Genomic DNA, 25,244 nt, shown 5'->3' on the forward strand with positions numbered 1-25,244 from the left:
CTACAAAACCTTCGTAACCGTTGCGCCGCGCAGGAATTCCTGCGCAGGCAAAGACTTGCCGCCCGAGCGCTGCAAAGTGACGAGCCGCACCGCGCCCTCGCCACAGGCAATTGTCAGCCGGTCGTCCAGCACCGTACCCGGCGCACCGGAACCTTCGGCCAGCGTCGAGCGCTGAAGCTTTACCCGTTCGACCGCACCGTTGATTTCCATTTCGCACCAAGCACCCGGAAAAGGCGCAAGGCCGCGAATGGCGTTATGCACGTCCTTCGCTGGCTTCGACCAGTCAATGCGCGCTTCGGCCTTGTCGATCTTGGCGGCATAGGTAACGCCTTCTTCGGCCTGCGGCTGCAAGGCCAGACTTTCGCGCTCGAGCGCTCCCAGCGCCCGCACCATCAGATCGGCGCCGATCATGCTCAGGCGATCATGCAATTCGCCCGCCGTCATATCCGGCGTGATCGCCACCTTTTCGGCCATGGCGACCGGGCCCGTATCGAGCCCCTCGTCCATCTTCATGATCATCATGCCGGTTTCGCTATCGCCCGACATGATGGCCCGCTGGATAGGCGCTGCACCGCGCCAGCGCGGCAGAAGCGAGGCATGGCCGTTATAGCAGCCGAGCCGCGGCGCATCGAGAATGGCCTTCGGCAGCAACAGCCCATAGGCCACAACGATGGCGACATCGGCTTCAAGGCTCGCAAAGACGTCCTGTTCTTCCGCGCCCTTGAGGCTCTTCGGCGTGAAGACGGGAATGCCGAACTGCTCGGCCTTTTCATGGACAGGCGACTTGGTCAGCTCCAGCCCTCTGCGCCCTGCCGGACGCGGTGGCTGCGAATAGACCGCGACCACATCATAGCCCTGCCCGATAATAGCGGTCAGGATCGGCACGGAAAAATCCGGCGTGCCCATGAAGACGATACGCATTAAAGAACCTTCTTCGACGCCCGCTGGCTGGCGAGCTTCTTGAACTTTTTGATGACCATATCGCGCTTCAGCTTTGAAATATGATCAATGAAAAGCACGCCATTGAGATGATCGATCTCGTGCTGCAGGCAGGTGGCCATCAGCCCATCGGCTTCCATCGCATGTGGCTTGCCATCGGCATCGAAATATTTGACCTGAATGGCGGCTGGCCGTTCCACTTCCGCATAATAATCCGGAATGGACAGGCAGCCTTCTTCATAGGTGCTGACTTCATCCGTCACACCGACAATCTCGGGATTGACGAAGACATGCGGCGCTTTTTCCTCGCCTTCCTTGGCAAGGTCGATGACGAGCATACGGATCGGCTCGCCCACCTGAATGGCGGCAAGGCCGATGCCCGGCGCGTCATACATGGTGTCGAACATATCGCCGGCAAATTTGCGCAGCTGATCGTCAAAGCGCTCCACTGGCTTGGAAACCAGGCGCAACACAGGATCGGGAAGGATGACAAGCGGTTTTACTGACATGCGCTTCACGTAATCGCTTGAGACAGAATCGTCAATTGTGCTTTGCAAAATGTTCTCGTTTTGATCTCTTCAAGGCAGTACGAATCAGCTAAGCTTGTTGCATGGAAAACCAGAACCTCCTGAATGAGCCGCTTTTGCAGCTTGGTGCCACATCGCTCACGCTGGGAGATATTCTTCTGGCTGGCATCGTGGTGGTCGTGCTTTGCCTAGTCATTTTCCTGATCACCGCGTCGCGCTCTGCGCGCCTGCGTGCCGTTGCCGAAGTGCAGGCCGAAGACCGCGCCCGCGATGCCGAATATCGCATGGCGGAAATCCTGAAGGCACAGGCAGAGATGCAGGGCCGCATGCAGACCATGGCGGAGGTTTTCGGCTCGCGGCAGGCGGAGTTGAACCAGTCGATCCGCGAACGGCTCGACGGCATGACGCATCGCATCGGCCAGACCATGACCGAGCAGACGCGCTCGACGCATGAGAACCTCGCCAAGTTGCAGGAGCGCCTTGCCGTCATCGACACGGCGCAGAACAATATCCAGTCGCTCGCCGGACAGGTGGTGCAGTTGCAGGCGATCCTCGCCAACAAGCAGACGCGCGGCGCATTCGGCCAGTCACGCATGGAAGCGATCATCGCTGACGGCCTGCCGCAAGGCGCTTATGAATTTCAGGCGACGCTGTCCAACGGCACCCGCCCCGACTGCCTCGTGCGCATGCCCAATAAAGCGCCATCGCTGGTAATCGACGCCAAATTCCCGCTCGAAGCATGGAACGCCATGCGCGAAACGGAACATCCGGACGCCCGCAAAGCTGCCGTCGCGCAGTTCCGCCGTGACATGGAAATCCATATCAAGGATGTTTCCGACAAATATCTGATTACCGGCGAAACGCAGGACACGGCGTTTCTGTTTGTGCCGTCAGAGTCGATCTTTGCCGATATTCACGAGCATTTCGAAGCGCTTATCCAGCGTGCGCACCGGGCGCGGATCGTGATCGTCTCGCCATCGCTGCTGATGCTGTCCATTCAGGTTATTCAGGCAATCCTGAAAGACGCCCGCATGCGCGAACAGGCGCATGTCATTCAGGGCGAAGTGATCCGCCTGATGGAAGATGTGGGCCGTTTGGACGAACGTGTGCGCAAGCTGCAAACCCACTTTGTGCAGGCCAACAAGGATATTGACGATATTCTGGTGTCGTCCAACAAGGTTACCCGGCGCGGCGCGAAGATCGAAGCGCTGGAATTCGGCGAAAAGCCAGCCGAGGAAACGCCACGGCCCCAAGCGAGACCAGCGGAAAGCGCGCCCACCCAAATGCGCCTGCGCGTGGTGGATGAGGACTGACCCTGTTTTCCCTCATCCTGAGGTGCGGAGCAAAGCGACACCTCATCCTGAGTTCATCGAAGGATCGGGTAAAAATCCCCTCACGAACTTACTGGCCGATCTGTATGACCGAGATCGCGTTCCGGCCAGACGAGATCGCGCACGCGCTGTTTCAGAACCTTGGCTTCCGGAAAGCCACCATCGCGCTTGCGTTCCCAGATGAGTTCCTCGTTGCCATCGGGCATCAGCACCCGGATTTCAAAAACCCCGCCAGTGCCCGGACGCAATGCGACTTCCGCCAGATCCTGCCCGAAAGTCTGCAACAGCTCCTGCGCCATCCAAGCAGCGCGCAAAAGCCAATTGCATTGGGTGCAGTAGGTGATGGAGACGCGGGGATTTACAGACATTGATTTCAACTTTCCGAGCGCGAGCGATCCTGTAGCCGGTCGCCGTGGCTTGTTCGACAGTCAAATTTGCAGCAACATTTAGCTTCCCAAGACGCGCGGGGGCAAGTCATGGAAGTAACAATCTACATTCTGCGTTGCGTGGATGGATCTTATTACACCGGGCTCACCAAGCAGAACATCGAAGCTCGGTTATGGGAGCATAATGAGGGTATTTATGACGGGTACACAAAGAAGCGGAGGCCCGTCGAGCTTGTTTTTACGGAAACCTATGATCGGATCGTGGATGCCATTGCACGCGAACAACAGATCAAAGGTTGGTCACGGGCAAAGAAAGAAGCATTAATTGCGCTGAACTACGAAGGCCTGCCGGAACTGTCGCGCCGCAAGCTATAAACCTCGCCCACGCCGGCACCATTGATGCCGCCTGCCCCGCTCCTCATCCTGAGGAGCCACCAAAGGTGGCGTCTCGAAGGGCGAGGGGCGGTTGCGCCGCGTCTGCTGTCTCCCGGATCCAGACTTAATCGCAGGACGGTAAAAACATAAAAATTTGCACTATTAAATACAGCCAGCTCTCAGCGACTTTCCCTCGCCCTTCGAGACGCCGTTTTCAACGGCTCCTCAGGATGAGGGAAAGCGCAGCGCGCCCTTCCAACACCCCAAAAAAGATAAAGGGCACCAAAGTGCCCTTTATCACAGTGATATTCTTTCAGCTTAGGTGCGCGCCTACGCAGAAGCAATCCCTACAACGGATCAAAGGAACGGGCATCAATCATCGCCCATCTTGAGCGCCTGAATGAAGGCCTCCTGCGGGATTTCGACCTTGCCGAACTGGCGCATGCGCTTCTTGCCTTCCTTCTGCTTTTCCAGAAGTTTGCGCTTACGCGTCACGTCGCCGCCGTAGCACTTGGCCGTCACGTCCTTGCGCAGCGCCGAGATGGTCTCGCGCGCCACGATGCGACCGCCAATCGCTGCCTGAATCGGAATCTTGAACATGTGCTGCGGGATCAGCTCTTTCAGCTTCTCGCAAAGCGCGCGGCCACGCTTTTCTGCAGCCGAACGGTGCACCAGCATCGACAGCGCATCGACCGGCTCTTCGTTGACGAGGATCGACATCTTGACCAGATCGCCCTCGCGATATTCCGAGAGATTATAGTCGAACGACGCATAACCCTTCGAGATCGACTTCAGACGGTCGTAGAAATCGAACACCACTTCATTGAGCGGCAGTTCATAAGTGATCATGGCGCGCGGGCCGACATAGGTGAGGTCCACCTGAATGCCGCGGCGTTCCTGACAGAGCTTCATGATCGCGCCGAGATAATCATCCGGTGTCATGATGGTTGCCTTGATCCACGGCTCTTCGATGGCCGAAATTTTCACCACATCCGGCATGTCAGCGGGGTTGTGCAATTCCTTCTGCGACCCGTCGATCATGTTCAGCCGATAGACAACCGAAGGCGCGGTCGTGATGAGGTCGAGATTGAACTCGCGCTCAAGACGTTCCTGAATGATTTCGAGATGCAACAGACCGAGGAAGCCGCAACGGAAGCCGAAACCGAGCGCTGCAGAGGTTTCCATTTCGAACGAGAACGAAGCATCGTTGAGGCGCAGCTTGCCCATGGCGCCGCGCAGATCTTCAAAATCCGCCGCATCGACCGGGAACAGGCCGCAGAACACCACCGGCTGCGCAGGCTTGAAGCCGGGCAGCATTTTCTCGGTCGGGCGGCGATCTTCGGTGATCGTATCGCCGACGCGCGTATCGGCCACTTCCTTGATGGAAGCGGTGATGAAGCCAAGCTCGCCGGGGCCGAGTTCGTCCATCTGCACCATTTTCGGCGTGAAGACACCGGTGCGTTCCACCGGATATTTCGCGCCCGTGCCCATCATGCGGATGGTCTGGCCCTTTTTTAGCACGCCGTCGATGACGCGCACCAGAACGATGACGCCGAGATAGGAATCGTACCAGCTGTCGACCAGCATCGCCTTGAGCGGTGCATTGCGATCGCCTTCCTTCGGTGCTGGAAGCTGGGTGACGATGGCTTCCAGCACATCTTCGATGCCGAGGCCGGTCTTGGCGGAAATATGAACGGCCTGCGACGCATCGATGCCGATCACTTCCTCGATCTGCTCCTTGACGCGCTCAGGCTCGGCAGCGGGCAGATCGATCTTGTTCAGCACGACCACGATTTCATGGTTGTTGTCGATGGCCTGGTAGACATTGGCCAGCGTCTGCGCTTCCACGCCCTGGGAAGCGTCGACCACCAGAAGCGAACCCTCGCATGCCGCCAGCGAACGCGAGACTTCATAGGCGAAGTCGACATGTCCGGGGGTGTCGATCAGGTTCAGCACATAATCTTCGCCGTTCTTCGCCTTATAGGTGAGACGAACGGTCTGCGCCTTGATGGTGATGCCGCGCTCGCGCTCGATATCCATCGAGTCGAGAACCTGATCCTTCATCTCGCGCGTATCCAGACCGCCCGTCAACTGAATGAGGCGGTCGGCCAGCGTCGATTTGCCATGATCGATATGGGCGACGATCGAAAAATTGCGAATATGGTCAAGTGGTGTGCTCATGCGCGCGATTTAACAGCAAGCAGCGAAATCTCAAAGCTCTATTGCGCTTTAATTGCGGGAAAAAGCCCTGCTATCATGATCGTGACAACAAGTCCCCTTTGCCTTGTGGCAAAAAGGCGATAAATCACCGGCAATACAGACACATTGCGGCTGCTGCTCACAAGCGGCGCAACTGGCTTTCATGCAGGAGTTTAGGATGAAGACCGAACCGAACGAAGTCCACAACAGGCCGAAACTGGTCACCGTTTTCGGCGGCTCCGGCTTTGTCGGGCGCGCGGTCGTAGCAAGTCTCACCAAGCGTGGCTATCGTGTGCGCGTTGCCGTGCGCAAGCCCGAAGTGGCTTATTACATGGCGCCGCTCGGCAATGTCGGGCAGATCCAGATGGTGCAGGCCAATGTCCGCCATCGCGCTTCGGTCGATCTGGTCGTCAAGGGTTCCGATCATGTCGTGAACCTCGTCGGCATTCTGGCCGAAGGCGGTCGCCAGCGTTTCAACACGGTTCAGGTGCTGGGCGCGAAGAACATCGCCGAAGCCGCCAATGCCGCCGGTATTCCGATGACCCACATTTCGTCGCTCGCTGCCGATGTAAACTCGGCTTCGGACTATGCGCGCACCAAGGCTGAAGGCGAAAACGCCGTGCTTTCCGTGCTGCCGGAAAGCGTTATCCTGCGTCCCTCGATCATTTTTGGTCACGAAGACCGCTTCTTCAACCGCTTCGCCAATATGGCGCGCTTCTCGCCCTTCCTGCCGGTCATCGGCGGCGGCGAAACGAAGCTCCAGCCGGTCTATGTCGGCGACGTGGCGGAAGCTGTTGCCCGCGCCGTCGATGGCAAGCTGATGCCGGGCGGCATCTACGAACTCGGCGGCCCGGATGTGCAACCGTTCAAGAACTGGATGAAGGACATGCTGCGCGTCATCGACCGCAAGCGCGTTCTCATTTCGCTGCCATGGTGGGCCGCCGGTCTTCAGGCGACCGTTCTCAGCGTGCTGCCGAATCCGCCGATCACCAAGGATCAGATACGGCTGTTGAAATCCGACAATGTGGTTTCGCAAGCCGCCATCAAGGAAGGTCGTACATTGCAGGGCATGGGCATTACCCCGGAAGGCGTCGACGCCATTCTGCCCGCCTATCTCTGGCGCTATCGCGTGGCCGGTCAGTATACCAAGACCGGTTTTGCGTGAGATATCGATAGTCGGAAATGAATAAGGGGCCTCACGGCCCCTTTTCTTTTGCTCATCCCCAAATGAGGAGTGCGGCAAGACCAGCCGAGCCGACAATCAGGCGCCACCAGGCAAATAGTTTGAAGCCGTGGCGCGAGACATAGTCGAGCAGATAGCGCACGACGAACACGCCCGAAATGAAGGCCATCACGAAGCCGACGCCAATCAACGCGCCATCATTGACCGTGAGCATGTCGCGGCTCTTGTAAAGATCATAAGCGAAGGCACCGGCCATGGTCGGCATGGCGAGGAAGAACGAGAATTCAGCAGCCGAGCGCTTGTCGGCGCCGAGCAGCAGCGAGCCGACAATCGTGGAACCCGAACGCGACACGCCGGGGATCATCGCAAGGCACTGGATGAAGCCGATGGCGAGGCACATCGGCAGCGGATAATCCATCACATCATGATAGCGCGGGCGCAAATTGAGCTGATCTACCCAGAGAAGGATCAGACCGCCGAGGATCAGCATGATGCAGACCAGCATCGGCGTTTCGAAAAGCACACTTTTGATGAAGCCATGCGCCAGCGCGCCAATGACAGCGGCGGGCAGGAAGGCGATCAGGATACCGAAAACAAAACGCCGCGTGCGCGCGTCCCGCGGAAAATCCGCCAGAAGCTTGAGCAATTTCGCCGAATAAACGGTCAGAATGGCCAGAATAGCGCCGAGCTGGATCAGCACCTCGAACGTCTTTCCTGTGGATTCAAAGCCCAGAAAATGCCCGACCAGCAACAAATGCCCCGTGGAGGAAACCGGGATAAATTCGGTCAAACCTTCGATCAGACCGAGAAACGCGGCTTCCAGCAGATTAAAAATATCCATGAAGTCAGTACCTTAGAATGATGAGCACAATGGAGGCATCTGAACTGGCCCGCGATTGCGGGTGTTGAGGTGAAAACGAGCACGTCCAGCGATTGCTTGTCTCCCGCAAACATAGGTCTTATAGACTTTATATTCCGTTGAGGCGGCGCCGAATCGCTTGGCAGCAGAAATAGCCTGCTGCATGCGCAAACGCCATGCCAATCTCCGGACGTTCAATTCAAGCTGTGTCAGTCGAGAGTACCGCGTCGATCATGCTTACGCTGTTTCATCATCCCATGTCTTCAGGCTCGCGTTATGTGCGGCTTATCCTCGGCGAATATGGCGTGGAAGCGGAACTGATCGAGGAGAGGCCGTGGTCGCGCCGCAAGGAATTCCTGGCGCTGAATCCTGCCGCCACTTTGCCGGTGCTGCTGGCGGAAAACGACCTGCCGGTCGTGGGCGCAACGGTGATTGCCGAATATCTCGATGAGACACGCGGCGCATTGAAGCGCAACCGTCGCCTTTTGCCGGAAAGCCCGATGGAGCGCGCCGAAGTGCGCCGTCTGGTAGACTGGTTCCTGCTGAAATTCGAAAACGAAGTCACGCGCCACATCACCCGCGAGCGCGTTTATAAATTGCAGATGGCGGCTGAAATGGGTGGCAGTGCACCGGATTCGACCGCGATCCGCGCAGCCCGCACCAATATCCGCCAGCATATGAAATATATCGACTGGCTGGCCGCAACCCGCGACTGGCTGGCAGGCGCGCATCCAAGCTATGCCGATATGGCGGCGGCAGCGGCAGTTTCCGTGCTGGATTATCTCGGCGAAATCGAATGGGGCGAAACGCGCGCGGCACGCGACTGGTATGCGCGCATGAAGTCGCGTCCCGCTTTCCGCCCGCTTCTGTCTGATCGCGTGCGCGGGCTTGCCCCGGTGGCCCAATATGGCGATCTCGACTTCTAATTCGAAAACAGAAAAACTGAAGCGCTTCCTCATCGAAGAAGCCAAAGCCGTGGGGTTCGACGCCGTCGCCTTCACCACGCCCGATGCTATCCCGCAGGCGCCTGAACGCCTGCGGCAATATATTGCCGACGGCCATCACGCGGATATGCTCTGGATGGAAGAGACCGAAGAGCGCCGCGCCAATCCCGGCGTGCTGTGGCCCGAAGTCCGTTCCATCATGATGCTGGCCATGAATTACGGGCCGGACACCGACCCGCTGGCTATCCTCGACCAGAAAGATCGTGCGGCCATATCGGTCTATGCGCAGAACCGCGATTATCACGACATCATCAAGGGCAAGCTGAAGCATGTGGCAAGCCGCTTCGCCGCGCGGGCCGGGCAGGACGTCAAAGTCTTCGTCGATACTGCGCCCGTCATGGAAAAGCCGCTGGCGGAAGCCGCAGGCCTTGGCTGGCAGGGCAAGCACACCAATCTGGTCAGCCGCGAACTGGGGTCATGGCTGTTTCTCGGCTCGATCTTCACCACGGCGGAAATCCCGCCAGATGAGCCAGACCGGGATCATTGCGGCTCCTGCCGCGCTTGTCTCGACGCCTGCCCGACCAGGGCCTTTCCAGCACCCTACCGCATCAATGCAGGCCGCTGCATTTCCTATCTCACCATCGAGAACAAGGGGCCTATTCCGGCGGAGTTCCGCAAGGTGATGGGCAACCGCATCTATGGTTGCGACGACTGCCTTTCGGTCTGCCCGTGGAACAAATTTGCGCAGGCAACCAGCGAAATGAAGCTGAAGGCGCGCGACGATCTGAAAGCGCCCCGTCTCAGCGACCTGCTGGCGCTCGACGATCCGGGGTTTCGCGCGCTTTTTTCCGGCTCGCCGGTCAAGCGGATCGGGCGCGACCGCTTCATCCGCAATGTGCTGATCGCGGCGGGCAATTCCGGCGATACAACGCTTTTGCCACAGATCGAAGCGCTGCTTGGCGATGCCGCACCTGTCGTACGCGGGGCGGCAGTCTGGGCCTTGAAGCAACTGGCCGAGCCGGGCCATGTCGATGCCTTGCAAAAACGTCTGGCCTCCACGGAGGAGGATGCTACGGTGCAGGAAGAGTGGAATACGGAGACAGTCTGATATGCGCATTTTCCTGTTCGGGGCCGGATATTCGGCGCAAGCCTTTGCCAAGCGGATGACGGGAGAAACAGAGCGCATCGACGGAACCACCCGTCATGAACAGAAATTCCCGATCCTTGAGAAATCCGGCATTGCGCCGGTCTTGTTCGATGGTGAAACGCCCTCGCCCGACCTTCTGGAACGGCTTGCCAAGGCAACCCATGTGGTGGTCTCGGTTGCGCCCGGCGAAGCGGGCGACCCGACGCTCGCATGGGTCGAAGAAGCGCTGCGCCGCCCAGACAATACGATTCGCTGGATCGGCTATCTCTCGACCGTCGGCGTTTATGGCGATCACAAGGGCGCTTGGGTGGATGAAACCACACCCTGCAAGCCGGTTTCGCGCCGCAGCCTAGAACGCGTCGAGGCGGAGCAGGCCTGGACAGAATTGAGCGAGCGGCATGGAACGCCGCTGGCTATTCTGCGGCTGTCGGGCATTTACGGTCCCGGTCGCAATGCTTTCGTCAATCTGGAGCGCGGCACGGCGCGACGTCTCGTCAAGCAGGATCAGGTTTTCAACCGCATCCATGTGGAAGACATTGCGGGCGCTTTGCGCTTTCTCGCGGGCACCGATACGGGCGGTATTTTCAACATTACCGACAATGAACCATCGCCGCCGCAGGATGTCGTTGCCTATGCAGCGGAGCTGATGGGCGTCACGCCGCCGCCGGAAGTGCCGTTCGAAGAAGCGGAACTGACACCGATGGCGCGCTCCTTCTATGGTGAGAACAAGCGCGTCTCCAATAAGCGTATTGAAGCGCTGGGCTATTCCTTCGCTTATCCCGACTACAGAACCGCCTTTTCGGCCATGTGGCGCGACGAAAACTGGCGCTGATTGCATGCGCGCGCACCTTCGGGTAAAAGCGCTGATACAAATTTCAAATCGGGACAAGAACGATGGGTAACAGCAAGTCAGCAGATAAATAAGCCGCAACAGCTTTTCCAACCTGTTGCGGCATCTGTCCCGGACCAATTTCTTCCATTGCAGGCAGATTGCCGCCCGATTGTCTTCGAGCGGATGCTTTGTCATGCCATTTGATCCTCAGAAAACTCCATCCTGGAGCTTCACCTTGCCATTCGCGCTTGCGCTGATGGCTCCCTTCGACATTCTTGCCTCGCTGGCCATGGATATCTACCTTCCGGTGGTGCCCTCCATGCCCGCAATTCTGCAAACGACGCCTTCCATGGTGCAACTGACACTCAGTCTCTACATGGTGATGCTGGGCGTCGGGCAACTCATCTTCGGCCCATTGTCGGACCGCATCGGGCGCAAGCCGGTGTTGCTTGGCGGCGGGGTCGTTTTTGCGCTTTCTTCCTTCGCGCTGGCAGCGACCGATAGCGCCACGCTTTTCGTCGCCTTGCGGTTCACCCAGTCTGTCGGCGCGTCGGCAGCACTTGTCGCAACTTTTGCCACGGTGCGCGACGTCTATGCCAACCGCCCGGAAGGCGCGACGATCTACGGCCTTTTCAGTGCCATGCTGTCCTTCGTTCCGGCGATTGGCCCAATCGCTGGTGCACTGATCGCCAGCGGTTTCGGCTGGCGCGCGATCTTCATGACACTCGGTCTACTTGGCCTTATCGCAACAGGACGGGCCTACCGCCACTGGCCCGAAACGCGCCCTGAATGCACTGGGGCGAACAATGCAAATACCTTGAAAATATTGAAGGATTTCCCGTTCTGGACCTACACGCTGGGTTTCGGCACCGCGATGGGCACCTTCTTCGTTTTCTTCTCCACCGCGCCGCGCATTCTGATCGAAAGAGGCGGCTACGGAGAAACGGAATTCAGCCTGACATTTGCAAGCGTTGCCCTTGTCATGATCGCCGCCACGCGCCTCCTGTCACGTCACACGCGGAAATGGGGGGTGCGCAAAAGCGTGGCGCTGGGCATGGTCGTGCTCCTTGCCAGCGCGCTGGCTTTGCTCCTGACCGAACAGCTGCTGCTGCCATCCTTCGCCAGCCTGATAGCGCCGATGTGGCTGGCGGCCATCGGCATTGTTTTGACAGCATCCATGACGGCAAACGGCGCTTTGGCGGCCTTTGACGACAGCGCGGGCATGGCTGTCGCGCTTTACTTCTGCATACAGAGCCTGATGGTCAGTCTGGCGGGAACGGTCCTCGTCATCTTGCTGCCCGGCGACACGGCATGGCCGCTGATCGCGTTCTGTACCGTCATGCCCCTTGTGGTCCTGACCATGCTTGCAAGGTTGCAACGGAGCTGATCGAAAAGCCGGTCGGTTGTCACAAACCGCCGACCGGCATTGCTGGCCAGCATTTCACACAGCATAATGCCCGCAGTTTCGCTGTTTGATTCGCAATCGCAGCGCCCTTTGGCAAACCATGGAATTGCCCCATGATCGCAAACAAACTGAAGAAATTTGTCCTCATCGCCTCGCTGGCGGCGATGATCGCGCCCGATTTCGTGCCCGTGGCCATGGCGGATGATAGGCCCGCCAAGCAGGCATTCGGTGCGGAAAAGCTGCCCGTGCTGGCGCAATCGCCACAATCGATCGGCTTTTATGCCAAGGGCTGCCTTGCGGGCGCTGTCGCGCTGCCGACAGACGGCCCGAACTGGCAGGTGATGCGCCTGTCGCGCAATCGCCGCTGGGGCCATCCGCGTATGATCGGTCTTCTGGAAAAACTCTCCCGCGATGCTGCCAAGGATGGCTGGCCGGGACTGCTTGTCGGCGATATTTCGCAGCCGCGCGGCGGCCCGATGCTGACGGGTCATGCCTCGCATCAGGTCGGCCTCGACGCCGATATCTGGCTGACGCCGATGCCTAAGAAGCGCTTCACCGATGCCGAACGCGAAAGCGTTTCCGCCGTGTCGATGCTGAAAGGGGATTCGCTTTACGTCGATCAAAAGAAATGGACCCCTGCCCGCACGGCGCTGATCAAACATGCCGCGAGCTATCCGGAAGTCGAACGCATCTTCGTGCATCCCGGCATCAAGAAGCAGCTTTGCGACACCGTGACCGGCGACAGAAGCTGGCTCGGCAAGGTTCGTCCCTATTGGGGGCACTTCTACCATTTCCATGTGCGCTTGACCTGCCAGCCTGGCTCGCCGCAATGCAAGTCGCAGCCCAAGGTGGCCGCTGGCGACGGTTGCGACAAGTCACTTGCATGGTGGTTTACCGATGAGCCGTGGAAGCCAGCCAAGCCATCGAAGGAACCGCCGAAGAAGCCCCGCCCCGTCATGGTATCCGATCTTCCAAAGGCATGTGCCGCTGTGCTGGATGGTCCGGCTCCCAATTCGGTCGCCGAAGTGACCTATGGGGTACAGTAAACAACTATCATGCCCCGACGCTTGACGGCGGGGCATTTTCTCTAAGCCCTCTTTTCACCGACCTATGGCTCAGCTATAGGTTTAAAACGATTTAGAGCCAGATGACAAGGTTATCAACTTCATGACAGAGCGCCTGCGCATCGCATTGATCGCCCACGATTTGAAGAAAGACGACATGGTCGCCTTTGCGCGCGCGCATGAAAAGGCGCTGTCGCGTTTCGATATCGTCGCCACGGGCACGACCGGCGGGCTGATCCTTGAAGCCTGCCCTTCGCTGACGATCCAGCGTGTCAAAAGCGGCCCGCTCGGTGGCGATCAGCAGATCGGTGCGATGATTGCCGAAGGTACCGTTGAAGTGCTGATCTTCTTCATCGACCCGCTGTCGCCGCTTCCGCATGATGTGGATGTCAAGGCGCTGACGCGGCTTGGCAGCGTCTACGACATTCCGATGGCGTTGAACCCGGCCACGGCGGAAAAGCTGATCAAGGCTTTGGACTGATACGAGCGAAGAAATAACAGCCTTTGGTAAGCTCCCAAGGGCCACAAGAAACGACAGGGAGAGAGAATGCAGGCCATGATCGACGCCGAACAGAGTTTTCAGTTTCCAGTCCTTGTCGGCGATATCGGCGGCACCAATGCCCGCTTTGCGATCCTTGTCGATGCTAACTCCGACCCGAAGGAATTTCCGGTTCTTCAGACGGCGGATTATGCGACCATCGATGAAGCCATTCAGACGGCTATTCTCGACCAGACGTCGCTGCAGCCGCGCTCGGTCATTCTGGCCATTGCCGGGCCCGTCGAAGGCGATGAAATCGACCTCACCAATTGCGATTGGGTTGTGCGCCCGAAGAAGCTGATCGCCGATCTCGGCTTCAAGGATGTGACCGTGCTCAACGATTTCGAGGCGCAGGCGCTGGCCGTGGTGTCGCTCGAAGGTCACCATATGGAACAGATCGGCGGCAAGCCCGACGAGGTGGTTGCAACCCGCGTCGTACTCGGACCGGGCACTGGCCTCGGTGTGGCCGGTCTGGTGCGTACCCGCAAGGCCTGGGTGCCGGTTCCGGGTGAAGGCGGCCATGTCGATGTCGGCCCGCGCAGCGAACGCGACTATCAGATTTTCCCGCATATTGAGCAGATCGACGGGCGCGTTTCCGCCGAGCAGATTTTGAGCGGACGCGGCCTGCACAATCTCTATGTGGCAATCTGCACCGCCGACGGTGTGACCCCGACGCTGGAAACGCCCGCCGACATCACCTCTGCCGGTCTCGATGGTAGCAATGCGCAAGCCAGCGAAACGCTCGACCTGTTTGCGACCTATCTTGGCCGTGTGGCGGGCGACATGGCGCTTGTCTTCATGGCGCATGGCGGCGTTTACCTGTCGGGCGGCATTCCGCAGCGCATTATTCCAGCCTTGCGGGCTGGCGGTTTCCGCACGGCTTTTGAGGATAAAGCGCCGCATCAGGCTATCATGCACGACATTCCGGTCCGCGTGATCACTTATCCGCTGGCGGCGCTGAGCGGCTTGTCGGCTTTCGCCTGCGCACCATCGCGCTTCGAAGTCTCGACGGACGGGCGGCGCTGGCGCATCGGCTAAGTTCCGCCAGCAAGAGGATCAGGGTGTCTGAATCAAAAAGCGGCAGGCCGTGGCGAAAATGGTGATTTCGAGAACCGAAGCGGAGCGTACTTTTGGGTACGTGAGCCTAGGTAAGCGCAGAAATCGCCCTTTGCAGACCGGCATGGCGACTTTTGGATCGGATACCAGGGATGGATAATTACGCGACTTAAAGCTATAGAAACGCGTCGGGGAATTGGCTTTCGGCCTTTTCACCGCCGCGTTTTTGGTTTTAATACCAACGCATTTTCAACGGCAGTCTCGGACATACCGAGCTCAGGAATGAAGCGCTTTTGCACGTGAGCCTATTCAAAAAGAAAAAGAAGAAAATCGACACGGGCGAAGCGACCCGCGTAATCCGGCGCATGATGTCGGAAAACATCGGTGAATATAAGAAGAACTATATCATCGCCATCATAGCATCGCTGATCGTCGGCGGATCGAACGCCGCGCTTGCCTATATGATGAAGCCGATGATCGACAAGATCTTCTATGAGCAGAACCTGCCGCTGATCTGGGTCATCTGTGGCACGCTTCTGGCGATCTTCATTCTGCGCGGTCTGTCTGGCTATGTGCAGGCCGTCGAGCTTGCCAAGATCGGCAATAATCTGGTCGCGCGCTATCAAAAGCGCATTTTCGACCATCTGATGAAGCTCGGTCTCGATTTCTACAACGATACCCGTTCCGGCCATCTGGCGGCGCAGATCAACCAGAATGTTTCCGGCATCCGCGACCTTCTGAACATGACGATTTCGTCGATTGCGCGCGATTTTATCTCGCTGATCGGCCTGATCGCGATGATGTTCTATATGGACCCGATGCTGTCGGTTGCGATCTTCCTCATCGGTCCGCCGCTCATTCTGGCCGTCGCCTATATTTCACGCCGCATCCGCTCGGTCACCCGCGATCTGGTGCATCTGAATTCGCATCTTCTCGGCGCCATGCAGGAATCCGTGCAGGGCATTGCCGTCGTGAAGGCTTTCACGATGGAAGACCAGTTGCGCGCCAAGATCGGCAATCTGATCGACCTGTCGGAAGGACGCAGCAACAAGATCGCCAAGGTGTCCGAACGCACCACACCGATTTCCGAAATACTGGCTGGTATCGCCGTATCCGGCGTTCTGGCCTATAGCGGCTATCGCGCCATCCTCGAACAACAGCCGCCCGGCGCAACCTTTGCCTTCATCACCGCCATGTTGCTGGCCTATGACCCGGCCCGCCGTCTTGCCCGCCTTCAGGTCGGGCTGGAAAAGGCGCTGGTCAATGCCCGCATGATCTATGAAGTGCTGGATATCAAGCCGCACCAGCGCGATGCCGCCGATGCGGTGCCGCTGAACCCCGGCCCCGGCGAAATCCAGTTCGAGAACCTGCATTTCTCCTATAGCGAGCTTGCGCCGGTTCTGCATGGTGTCAGCTTCACCGCCAAGGCAGGGGAAACCACGGCGATCATCGGCGCATCGGGTGCGGGCAAGTCAACGCTCATCAATCTCGTGCAGCGGTTCTACGATCTCGACAAGGGAACGATCCTGTTCGACGGGCAGGATATTTCCAAGGTCACCAAGCGCTCGCTGCGCCACGCCGTGGCCTATGTCTCGCAACAGCCCTATCTGTTCGAAGGCACCATTGCCGACAATATCCGCTATGGACGCCCGGATGCGACCGATGATGAAATCGTCAAGGCGGCCAAGCTTGCCCATGCGCATGATTTCATCCTGCAACAGCCGCAGGGCTACGACACACCGATTGGTGAAAACGGCGCAACGCTTTCCGGCGGCCAGCGGCAGCGCATTTCGATTGCGCGCGCCATCGTGCGCAAGGCGCCGGTGCTGCTGCTCGATGAAGCAACATCCGCACTCGACAACGAATCGGAAAAGCGCGTCCAGCAGGCGCTGGAAACGATCATGAAGGGCCGCACCACCATCGTCATCGCCCATCGCCTGTCCACGGTCGTCAATGCCGACCGTATCGTGGTTATGGAAGCGGGGCGCGTGGTGGAAGAAGGCCGTCATGAACAGCTGATCGCCATACCGAACGGCGTCTATGCCCGCTTCTATCAATTGCAGAGCGGCAGCGCCGACAGTATGACCGAGCCGACAATCGAAGAACTGACTGCGGATGATGTGCCTGCGGGCACAGGAGGACAAAATGACCGGTGAACCGGATAGCCGAAACAGCGAAATGGGCCTCGTCGTCGTCGGCGCCGGTGGCCGCATGGGCCAAACCCTTATCCGGACGATCCAGTCGATAGACGGCGCGAAGCTTGCGGGCGCTATCGAGCGCCCCGGCTCGCCGCTGATCGGCAAGGATGCCGGTGAAGTGGCCGGTGTCGGCGCGCTTGGCGTGAAGATTACCGACGATCCGCTGCCGGTCTTTGCCCAGGCGCAAGGGGTACTCGACTTCACCAGCCCTGCCGCGAGCGTGGCCTTTGCCGGGCTCGCTGCACAGGCCCGCATCGTCCATGTCATCGGCACCACGGGATGCTCGGCAGAAGACGACGAGAAATTCCGCGCCGCCGCCCGCCATGCAACCATCGTCAAGTCGGGCAATATGAGTCTCGGCGTCAATCTGCTTTCCGTCATGGTACAGAAGGCCGCAAAGGCGCTGGGACCGGAAGATTTCGACATCGAAGTTCTCGAAATGCACCACAAGCACAAGGTGGATGCACCAAGCGGCACTGCCCTGCTTCTTGGCCAAGCGGCCGCCGAAGGCCGCGGCATCTGCCTTGAAGACAACAGCGTGCGGGCGCGTGACGGCTATACCGGCCCGCGCACGGAAGGCACCATCGGCTTCGCCACGCTGCGCGGCGGCTCGGTGATCGGCGACCATTCGGTGATTCTCGCTGGCCCCGGCGAACGCATTGTGCTGTCGCACCATGCCGAGGACCGCACCATCTTCGCACGCGGCGCCGTCAAAGCCGCACTCTGGGCTTATGGCAAAAAGCCCGGCCTCTATTCCATGCTCGACGTGCTCGGGCTGAGTGACTAGAGCGCGTTTCGATCTGATTGCATCAGATCGGCGCTCTACTATTTTGTTTGAACGCGCATCTTTTCCGAAAACCGTTTCACACTTTTCGGGATGCGCTTTGATTTACCCACCAACGGAGCCTTGCCTATGTCTCGTACTCTCGTCCTGGTTCGCCATGGCCAAAGCGAATGGAACCTGAAGAATCTTTTCACCGGCTGGCGCGATCCGGGCCTGACCGAACAGGGCCATGCCGAAGCCAAGGCCGCTGGCCAGCGCCTCAAGGCCGCAGGTCTCAAGTTCGATATCGCCTATACGTCAGTGCTGACCCGCGCGCAGACCACCTGCCAGCACATTCTGGATGAGCTGGGCCAGCCCGGCCTTGAAACGATCCGCGATCAGGCGCTGAACGAGCGCGATTATGGCGATCTGTCCGGTCTCAACAAGGACGATGCCCGCGCCAAGTGGGGCGAAGAGCAGGTTCATGTCTGGCGCCGTTCCTATGACGTGCCTCCTCCGGGCGGCGAAAGCCTGAAGGATACCGGCGCGCGCGTCTGGCCTTATTATCTGCATCAGATCCAGCCGCATGTGCTGCGCGGCGAGAGCGTTCTGGTGGCTGCACATGGCAATTCGCTGCGCGCGCTGATCATGGCGCTCGACGGCCTGACGCCGGAACAGATTCTCAAGCAGGAATTGAATACCGGCGTGCCGATCATTTACCGGCTCAATGCTGATTCGACTGTGGCCTCGAAGGAAATTCTGGAAGCCTGACATGCAGTTGGCGGCAAATTTATCGGGCGCGAAGCCGCGCCCGATAGCGTTTTCAACATGGAAAACGGACAGCTTGAAAAAAAGCTGACATTATTTCGAAAACGCGATTGACAGAGGCAAGCCGACCCCTTAGATGGGTCCTCGTCGCCCAGATGGCGGAATTGGTAGACGCACCAGCTTCAGGTGCTGGCGCTCGCAAGGGCGTGGAGGTTCGAGTCCTCTTCTGGGCACCATTTCCAAGTCTTCAGACCGCTACCAAGGTCCAGAAGCATCCCAAAAAGCCCGCGCAAGCGGGCTTTTTTGCTTTCTGGGCCCGTCGCATTCCCAAGCGTCCAAACCCCGGCCTGAGCTTCAGGAAGACAGATATGCAATTCACCGACGCCGATCGCGACACCTTTTTCGAGCTTCTGAAATGGCGGCGGGATGTTCGTCATTTTCGCAGCGATCCGATAGACGAAGCGATGATTCAAACGCTGCGGCAGGCGATGGATTATGCACCCTCTGTCGGCAATGCGCGGCCCTGGCGCGTCCTCGCCGTAGAAAGCCTTGAGAAGCGGCAGGCGGTCCACGATGCCTTCAGGCAAGCCAACCGCAAAGCGGCGGAGATTTACGATGGCGCGCGCGCCGAGGCCTATCGTGACCTGAAACTGGAGGGGCTTGCCATCGCCCCGTTGCAGCTCGCCATTTTCACGGAAACGGATCCGGCGGAAGGGCACGGCCTCGGGCGACAGTCGATGGCTTCCACGCTGGAGCAAAGCACGGCGATGGCCGTGCAAAACCTCAACCTCGCCGCCCGGTCGCTGGGCCTTGGTGTCGGCATGGTTTCGATACTCAATCCGCTGGCCATGGAAAGGCTTTTCGACGTGCCGGCAATCTGGCGTTTCAGCCTTTATCTGTGCGTCGGCTGGCCGAGCTTCACCGACGACACGCCGCTGCTGCACAAATGCGGCTGGCAGGAAAACAGCAGGACCGACTGGCGCTCCTGCTGATTCAATTTACGAACAGAAGCCCGACCCCAGCCAAGTTTCTCCGTTCGTGTAATACATGTTGAGGACTTCCCGCTCTGCAAAAACGCTGGGCGGCCCCTTGTCATTCAGCAAGGCAAACAGCGTTTCCTCGGTGAACGGAACGCTGACCCGCTCAAGGTAAAGCACCGTAGGACATCGTATAGGACGGGGCCAGAAGACGAGCTGTTCTTCGACTTCTTTCAGTGTCCTTTGTATTGCAGCTTCGGCGTCTGCCAAGTCCACATAGAACACGTCATCCCATTCCGTCATCTTGTCATCGGTGATTGCATAGAAACTGAGCATTTTCGCCACGATCGGTCTCCACCCCGGTGCACTCTCGCGGTACGCCCCCGCGCTGTGCCCTTCGATCTTTGGTGATCAGGGTGTTCGTAACCGTGTAGTGACGGCCTCACGACCTTTAGCTTCAGGGAAGCCTGGACATACGTCGCAAGCACCCTGACCATAAAGGACGAAGGTTCGGCATCTTTTGGCGACACCAGCCACACTACAGGGGCTACGATACCCCAGACCGCCGCGTAGCGGTCCACCACTAGGCGTAGAGGATTTCTGACGGCTTGTCACATGCAAAATCTGCCGAGCGACAGGCTTCTGCCGGATGATCGCAACGCACTGTGAAACAAGCGAAATCGATGGCTGGATAACCGCAGCAACCATACGATATCTCTGTTTTAGAATGAATTAATATTCAGCGGCAGCTGACAGGTTTTCGGCCACAAAATCTGAAGCCAATGGGCGCATCAAGGCAAGGACGCAGAGAACGGCGGCGCCATAAATGCATTTAAACTCACAAGTAAATATAATGCTCTACAGGCCTTTTTCCCACTTAAAAACTAAGAACTTTATATATTCTTCCTTATTGGATTCAAAATATCCAAAAACCTGATTCAACGCTTTTGCTTCAATTTGCTCGAGCCCAGTTTCTTTTCTAATTGATTCAAATAATTTAACTTTTCTGTATCTCTGAAAAGCAGTTCCAACCTCTGTATACCATTTATTACTATACATTATTGTACTAAAATTATGTTTCATTCCCTGACTATTGACATTGTTTAATATGCTATTTTTTGCACTCAGATAAGCACCACGTATGACACTATTTATGTTAATATCATTCTCCCGTTCGGTGCCCCAATTACCAACTAGTCGACCAAACCGCTCTTCACGCTCACGAGCCATGGCTTCATACGAATTACCAGCGGTCGACATATTAACACTGCTTGTTCCCGGAACATCTGCATCAAGCGCTGCAGCAGCTCCTGTCGCCGGTTCAATCGAAAAATCATTGGAACTTCGAGCGATTTTCTCCAGTAGGGTGTCACTAACGCCAGAACCAGCACGTTTGCGACCAACTGCATTAAAAGGACTAATCGGATAATTATATTTCTGAACAGCGTGCGCTCTTTCGAGGGGCGACAGGGAACTATGCTGTTGATGAAAATTTCCAAGCGCACCCGTCATGGCCTTTTCAATTTCTTGTGCGGCTTTAGTTTCCGACGCATTTTTTCCCATGAAAATTAAATATTCAGGCTCCATATGCCTAGCCTCACAAAATCTCTTTGTAAAAATTTATTCAGATCGCCATTATGCGGAATTGAAAGTAATTCACGTGAAATATTTTATCTTGTCATAAGATGAAGGGATATAATCAAACACGACAGTCAGGGTGTATCAACTGCAATAAATCACGGCTTAAACCAACAGAGTGGAAGGAAACAGCAAGAACAACGCCGAAATTCTCGACTTAGCTGAGGGAATTCAAAATTAACACTTATAAGCCGCATACTTCGGTGCACTTGATGGTTGGGACGCAGGTAACCGCGTAGCGTCCATACGTCGTTTCCGCCAACGGCCTTTTACTCTGCCCTGTGTGAGCGCTGGGCGCTCTATCGATTTGTTTTCAATCGCATTTCCGGGCACAAAACCGCTTCGCACTTTTGTTGGAAATGCTTTATATCCAAAGACTAAGCAATTCTGTTGGAGCAAGTGTCGATGCGCGCCTTTGTCCTCGCCCTCTTTCGCGCCACCAGTTCCTTCAGCGCCACGGGACTGGCGTTCGGCACGTTATTCTTTGCAGCGGCGCTGACGCCGAGCCTCATTCCCCGAACCTATGTCATTCAGGGCGCGCTGTGCGGGCTGGTCTTCGCCATCGGCTATGGCATCGGCGTGCTTTTCGGCGCGCTGTGGCGCTATCTCGAACTGCCGGAGATCAAGGGCCGCAAGCGCGCCCTCCTGAAGATCGGCGTCGGCATTGTCTGCCTTGCCGTGGCGCTGATCGCGCTTCGCTCATCCGCTGGCTGGCAAAATTCGATCCGCACGGCCATGGATATGCCGCCGGTGCCCTCCGCCTATCCCGCGACCCTGACCGCGATTGCCATCGCTGTCTTTCTGGTGCTGCTGGTCATTGCCCGCATTCTCATTCGCATTGGGCGCTATATCTCGTCGAAGATGCGCCGCATCATGCCAAGGCGCGTTGCAAATGTGATTGCGGCCTCGGTGACGGCTTTTCTGATCTGGACCGTCGCCAACGGCGTGCTGATCAATACGGCCTTCAAATCGCTCGATGCGTCCTTCAAGCGCTATGACGCCCTGATGGAGCCGGACCGCGTGCAACCCTCCTCCCCCGACAAGACAGGCAGCGCCGCCTCGCTGATCCGCTGGGAGGATCTTGGCCGTGCCGGACGCGAATATATCGCCTCTGCGCCCACCGCCGCCGAGATTTCCGCCTTTACCGGGCGCGCGGCCATGGACCCGATCCGCGTTTATGCCGGGCTCAATGTCAGTCGTACGCCAGAGGAAAGAGCCAGACAGGCGCTGGAGGAACTGAAGCGGCAGGGCGGTTTTGACCGCTCTGCGCTGGTGATCATCGTGCCGACCGGTACGGGCTGGGTCGATCCCTCCGCCATGATCGGGCTGGAATATCTGCGCGACGGCGACGTGGCCAGCATCGCCGTGCAATATTCCTATCTGAACAGCCCGCTATCGCTGCTGTTTCAGCCGGAATATGGCGCGGAGTCGGCGCGCGCGCTGTTCGAAACGGTCTATGATTACTGGAAAAGCCTGCCTGCCGACAAACGACCGAAGATTTATCTGCATGGTCTGAGCCTCGGCGCTTTCAATTCGCAAAGCTCGGTATCGCTGTTTGAAATACTGGATGCGCCCCTGAACGGCGCCCTGTGGAGCGGCCCGCCCTTCCCCAGCGCGCTGTGGCGTTCGCTGACGCGCAGCCGCAATCCCGATACGCCGGAATGGCTGCCTGTGGTGCGCGACGGCGCCTTCGTCCGCTTCATGAACCAGAATGGCGAAGCGCCCGGCAATGGCAGCGAATGGGGCGTGATGCGCACGATCTATCTGCAATATGCCAGCGATGCCATCGTGTTCTTTAACAGCAGCATGTTCTATCGCGAACCGGACTGGATGAAAGAGCCGCGCGGTCCCGATGTATCAGCCGATTTACGCTGGTATCCGATCGTGACCGCGCTGCAACTGGTGGTCGACATGGCATTTGCCGACAGCGCGCCCATGGGGCATGGACATGTCTATGCCCCGGAGCATTATCTGGAAGCCTGGCGTGACATCACCGGCGCAGAAAACTGGCAGAGCGACGATATCAACCGGCTGAAGCAATATCTGCGTCACAAGGTGGACGAAGGTAATGCCGAAGGTTTCGAGGAACGCGGGGGGTAGCCCCGAGAAATTTGATTGTAACGGCTGTTGCAGTCATCTGAAAATCGACCGTAACAGCCCGGCTTTGAAAAGAAATTGGCGGCAAACGATCCGTTTGGCCACCCTGCTAACGAACTCAAAAAAAATTATGCGGTGCCGCTATCCGAAACGGAAAGCGCCCGGTCACGCCATGCGCTGACGGCGGTACCCTGTGTCTGGTTTTCGACGACGATGTGGTGGCCTTCATAAATGCCGGAAGCAACCCACTGCTTCGCCGCTTTCTGATACACATCGATCGTGATTCCGAGTTGGTCTACCTTGGCTTGTGACAGCATGTATTCCCTCATGAATGGTGAATATGAAAAGCGAAGCTGGAATATATAATCGATTTGACGACAATCTGATGTCACTTTTTCGCTACCGGATTGTAATTCTGACAAAACACAATGTTTTGAACATCTTACGGCTGTATAAACCCATATCTGACCGACGAGGATTTATTTAGAAGAATTACCATGTTTACTTAATTCATTTATACTTGAACCTGCGTTCAATTTTCTTCTGCATTAAGCTGAAACATGACAAACTGAGTAAACTGTTCCGGGTTGAAATTATTATCGGAAGCGATGACCACCGTTTTATGTCCGCCGATTGTCGGCCCCCAACTGACCGACTCGATATTATCGATGTCGAGGCCGAAATCACCTTCGCCCAGCCGCAGCACAGCTTCCTTGGCCATCGGCGTTAGCGAAACATCCTTGAGCGTCGCCATGCCGCTCACGTCCGTCGCACCGGCAAAGCGCGCGCGGTAGAAATTAATCTCGTTGCCCACGCCATGCGCGTAAGAGCGCTCGACCGTCAACAGATCGTCGCCCCAGGCGAGAAATTCCGACATGCCGTTGTCGTTCCAATAGGGCAGTTTGGTCGCCTTGGTGAAGATCGGCCCGGTATCATAGGCATATTCCGCCTTCACCCCGCCGGACAGAATATCGAAGGCGAGTATGCGGGCGCGACTGCCTTTTTCCAGCGTTGCCTTGTCACCATCCTGAAGCAGCGCATTTTCCAGCCCGACGAGCAGCGTCTTGCCATCCGGCGAAAAGGTCAGGCTTTCAAAGGACAGGTTATTGCGAATACCGCGTGTGCCGTCGGCATTCGGGATGTAATAATCGGGCAAGGCAAACTCACGGATCAGACTGCCATCGATGCGCGATTCCCGCACGGCCGGTTTGCCGTTGCGGTCGCCCTCGCTGGTCCAGAACTGCGTGCCGGTGCCCGCATGATAGCGAATGGATTCCGGATCGACATCCTTGTTCGCAAACGGCTTGCCATCGGCATTCAACAGCGTGACGGTAGAAAGGATATCGACGCTGTGCAGTCCCTTTTCGTCGGCGACGATCCTGAGCGTATAGAACCGCGCGGAAGCCTTCTCGGAACGGTCGTCGGAAATGGCGTAATAGATATCCTGCGCCGCATCATAGTCGAGGCCGGATACGCCGCCGAACTCAACGCCTTTAATTTGCAGGCCGGTTGGCAGCACGATCTCGCCCAGCAGCACTGGCATTTTGAAATCCTGCGCGAAAGCCGCTGACGTCAGGGAAACAACGGCGCAAAATGCTGCAACAAAAAGCGGAGACTTCATCAAACGCACCTTGGTCGGGTCAGAAACAGGAAGCCTATCTGATAGCGGCAAGATTTGAAGCGTTCATGACGCTGACATTTTCCGCCTTGCAACGGAACGCATTTCCAGCAAAAGTGTGAAATGGTTTTGTGTTTGATGTGCGTAAAAACAATTAGTTAGCAATAAAATTGGTATCGCCCGTCCCGGTAAAATGGTCAAGAGGTTCGCCATGGAACAGCCCGATTACGACCGCGCATTCGGCGAGATTATCCGGTGGCTGAAGCAGGAAGGCTTGATCCTGCAAACCGATCTCGAGGGCAATACGGAGCTTTCCACCCGGGCCGAGCGCATGGGTCGCAAAAGGCGGCGCGAAGCGGCGGCAACACAAGAATAAAAAACCGGCATCATAAACGGGGGA

General features: G+C 57.5%; 25 protein-coding genes and 1 tRNA gene. 17 read left to right on the forward strand and 9 right to left on the reverse strand.

Annotation, left to right across the window (positions count from 1 at the left end):
- On the reverse strand, window positions 1-921 hold the full coding sequence (fmt, locus tag ABWW11_RS10245) for a methionyl-tRNA formyltransferase (RefSeq protein ID WP_109369648.1): 921 nt from the start codon (window positions 919-921) through the stop codon (window positions 1-3).
- Complete coding sequence (gene def / locus ABWW11_RS10250) at window positions 921-1,448, reverse strand: peptide deformylase (RefSeq protein WP_109370294.1); 528 nt, start codon at window positions 1,446-1,448, stop codon at window positions 921-923. The genes fmt and def overlap by 1 nt, the downstream gene beginning before the upstream one ends.
- Window positions 1,449-1,549: 101 nt before the next feature.
- On the opposite strand from def, the gene ABWW11_RS10255 reads away from it, so the two are divergent.
- Window positions 1,550-2,779 (forward strand): DNA recombination protein RmuC, encoded by a 1,230-nt coding sequence (locus ABWW11_RS10255; protein WP_109369649.1) that lies wholly within the window; start codon window positions 1,550-1,552, stop codon window positions 2,777-2,779.
- An 80-nt stretch (window positions 2,780-2,859) separates the two neighbouring features.
- On the opposite strand, the gene ABWW11_RS10260 is transcribed toward ABWW11_RS10255, so the two are convergent.
- Window positions 2,860-3,165: an Rdx family protein gene (locus tag ABWW11_RS10260; RefSeq protein WP_109369650.1), complete on the reverse strand. Its 306-nt coding sequence runs from the start codon at window positions 3,163-3,165 to the stop codon at window positions 2,860-2,862.
- 108 nt (window positions 3,166-3,273) lie between these two features.
- On the opposite strand from ABWW11_RS10260, the gene ABWW11_RS10265 reads away from it, so the two are divergent.
- Window positions 3,274-3,558 carry a GIY-YIG nuclease family protein gene (locus ABWW11_RS10265; RefSeq protein WP_109369651.1) on the forward strand — a complete coding sequence of 95 codons (285 nt, stop codon included), beginning with the start codon at window positions 3,274-3,276 and terminating at the stop codon, window positions 3,556-3,558.
- 372 nt (window positions 3,559-3,930) lie between these two features.
- On the opposite strand, the gene lepA is transcribed toward ABWW11_RS10265, so the two are convergent.
- Window positions 3,931-5,739 carry a translation elongation factor 4 gene (lepA, locus tag ABWW11_RS10270; protein ID WP_109369652.1) on the reverse strand — a complete coding sequence of 603 codons (1,809 nt, stop codon included), beginning with the start codon at window positions 5,737-5,739 and terminating at the stop codon, window positions 3,931-3,933.
- Between the two features lie 196 nt (window positions 5,740-5,935).
- Between lepA and ABWW11_RS10275 the strand changes: the two genes are divergently transcribed.
- Entirely contained in the window at window positions 5,936-6,922 is a 987-nt protein-coding gene (locus tag ABWW11_RS10275) for a complex I NDUFA9 subunit family protein (protein ID WP_319081229.1), read from the forward strand.
- 52 nt (window positions 6,923-6,974) lie between these two features.
- Here ABWW11_RS10275 and ABWW11_RS10280 read toward each other — a convergent pair whose 3' ends face one another.
- A complete protein-coding gene (locus tag ABWW11_RS10280) occupies window positions 6,975-7,781 on the reverse strand; it encodes an undecaprenyl-diphosphate phosphatase (protein WP_109369654.1) in 807 nt (268 codons plus the stop codon).
- Between the two features lie 251 nt (window positions 7,782-8,032).
- On the opposite strand from ABWW11_RS10280, the gene ABWW11_RS10285 reads away from it, so the two are divergent.
- The 12 genes from ABWW11_RS10285 to bluB all read left to right on the forward strand — a co-directional run bounded on the left by ABWW11_RS10285 (window position 8,033) and on the right by bluB (window position 19,506).
- Complete coding sequence (locus ABWW11_RS10285) at window positions 8,033-8,725, forward strand: glutathione S-transferase family protein (protein WP_109370295.1); 693 nt, start codon at window positions 8,033-8,035, stop codon at window positions 8,723-8,725.
- Complete coding sequence (gene queG / locus ABWW11_RS10290; RefSeq protein ID WP_319081227.1) at window positions 8,706-9,851, forward strand: tRNA epoxyqueuosine(34) reductase QueG; 1,146 nt, start codon at window positions 8,706-8,708, stop codon at window positions 9,849-9,851. Before ABWW11_RS10285 ends, queG begins: the two co-directional genes overlap by 20 nt.
- Window position 9,852: 1 nt before the next feature.
- Window positions 9,853-10,722, forward strand: a complete 870-nt coding sequence (locus ABWW11_RS10295; protein WP_109369656.1) for an SDR family oxidoreductase — start codon at window positions 9,853-9,855, stop codon at window positions 10,720-10,722.
- A gap of 193 nt (window positions 10,723-10,915) precedes the next feature.
- Window positions 10,916-12,109 (forward strand): CmlA/FloR family chloramphenicol efflux MFS transporter, encoded by a 1,194-nt coding sequence (cml, locus tag ABWW11_RS10300; RefSeq protein ID WP_109369657.1) that lies wholly within the window; start codon window positions 10,916-10,918, stop codon window positions 12,107-12,109.
- A 131-nt stretch (window positions 12,110-12,240) separates the two neighbouring features.
- Window positions 12,241-13,173, forward strand: coding sequence for a penicillin-insensitive murein endopeptidase (gene mepA, locus ABWW11_RS10305; RefSeq protein WP_109369658.1), 933 nt, complete (start codon window positions 12,241-12,243; stop codon window positions 13,171-13,173).
- A gap of 121 nt (window positions 13,174-13,294) precedes the next feature.
- Window positions 13,295-13,672 carry a methylglyoxal synthase gene (locus ABWW11_RS10310; RefSeq protein WP_109369659.1) on the forward strand — a complete coding sequence of 126 codons (378 nt, stop codon included), beginning with the start codon at window positions 13,295-13,297 and terminating at the stop codon, window positions 13,670-13,672.
- 66 nt (window positions 13,673-13,738) lie between these two features.
- Complete coding sequence (locus ABWW11_RS10315) at window positions 13,739-14,767, forward strand: glucokinase (protein ID WP_109369660.1); 1,029 nt, start codon at window positions 13,739-13,741, stop codon at window positions 14,765-14,767.
- A 317-nt stretch (window positions 14,768-15,084) separates the two neighbouring features.
- Window positions 15,085-16,941, forward strand: a complete 1,857-nt coding sequence (locus tag ABWW11_RS10320; RefSeq protein ID WP_109370296.1) for an ABC transporter ATP-binding protein — start codon at window positions 15,085-15,087, stop codon at window positions 16,939-16,941.
- A complete protein-coding gene (gene dapB, locus ABWW11_RS10325; RefSeq protein ID WP_109369661.1) occupies window positions 16,931-17,770 on the forward strand; it encodes a 4-hydroxy-tetrahydrodipicolinate reductase in 840 nt (279 codons plus the stop codon). The genes ABWW11_RS10320 and dapB overlap by 11 nt, the downstream gene beginning before the upstream one ends.
- A 126-nt stretch (window positions 17,771-17,896) precedes the next feature.
- Complete coding sequence (locus ABWW11_RS10330; protein WP_109369662.1) at window positions 17,897-18,517, forward strand: 2,3-bisphosphoglycerate-dependent phosphoglycerate mutase; 621 nt, start codon at window positions 17,897-17,899, stop codon at window positions 18,515-18,517.
- A gap of 146 nt (window positions 18,518-18,663) precedes the next feature.
- A tRNA-Leu gene (locus ABWW11_RS10335) sits at window positions 18,664-18,750 on the forward strand.
- Between the two features lie 132 nt (window positions 18,751-18,882).
- Window positions 18,883-19,506 (forward strand): 5,6-dimethylbenzimidazole synthase, encoded by a 624-nt coding sequence (gene bluB / locus ABWW11_RS10340; RefSeq protein WP_109369663.1) that lies wholly within the window; start codon window positions 18,883-18,885, stop codon window positions 19,504-19,506.
- A gap of 6 nt (window positions 19,507-19,512) precedes the next feature.
- Here bluB and ABWW11_RS10345 read toward each other — a convergent pair whose 3' ends face one another.
- Both ABWW11_RS10345 and ABWW11_RS10350 read right to left on the reverse strand, forming a co-directional pair.
- Entirely contained in the window at window positions 19,513-19,836 is a 324-nt protein-coding gene (locus tag ABWW11_RS10345) for a hypothetical protein (protein ID WP_109369664.1), read from the reverse strand.
- A 513-nt stretch (window positions 19,837-20,349) separates the two neighbouring features.
- Window positions 20,350-21,078: a hypothetical protein gene (locus ABWW11_RS10350; RefSeq protein WP_109369665.1), complete on the reverse strand. Its 729-nt coding sequence runs from the start codon at window positions 21,076-21,078 to the stop codon at window positions 20,350-20,352.
- Window positions 21,079-21,534: 456 nt separating this feature from the next.
- Between ABWW11_RS10350 and ABWW11_RS10355 the strand changes: the two genes are divergently transcribed.
- The gene (locus tag ABWW11_RS10355; protein WP_109369666.1) at window positions 21,535-23,229 is read left to right on the forward strand and encodes an alpha/beta hydrolase; all 1,695 of its coding nucleotides are present in this window, start codon (window positions 21,535-21,537) and stop codon (window positions 23,227-23,229) included.
- 125 nt (window positions 23,230-23,354) lie between these two features.
- On the opposite strand, the gene ABWW11_RS10360 is transcribed toward ABWW11_RS10355, so the two are convergent.
- Together ABWW11_RS10360 and ABWW11_RS10365 are read right to left on the reverse strand one after the other, a co-directional pair.
- Complete coding sequence (locus ABWW11_RS10360) at window positions 23,355-23,543, reverse strand: hypothetical protein (RefSeq protein ID WP_109369667.1); 189 nt, start codon at window positions 23,541-23,543, stop codon at window positions 23,355-23,357.
- A 215-nt stretch (window positions 23,544-23,758) separates the two neighbouring features.
- The gene (locus tag ABWW11_RS10365; protein WP_109370297.1) at window positions 23,759-24,847 is read right to left on the reverse strand and encodes an esterase-like activity of phytase family protein; all 1,089 of its coding nucleotides are present in this window, start codon (window positions 24,845-24,847) and stop codon (window positions 23,759-23,761) included.
- Window positions 24,848-25,055: 208 nt separating this feature from the next.
- On the opposite strand from ABWW11_RS10365, the gene ABWW11_RS10370 reads away from it, so the two are divergent.
- Entirely contained in the window at window positions 25,056-25,220 is a 165-nt protein-coding gene (locus ABWW11_RS10370) for a hypothetical protein (protein ID WP_167836107.1), read from the forward strand.
- Window positions 25,221-25,244 lie beyond the last annotated feature (24 nt).

The organism is Brucella sp. NBRC 113783, assembly GCF_040372265.1.
In the GTDB taxonomy this organism is placed as follows: Bacteria; Pseudomonadota; Alphaproteobacteria; order Rhizobiales; family Rhizobiaceae; genus Brucella; species Brucella teleogrylli.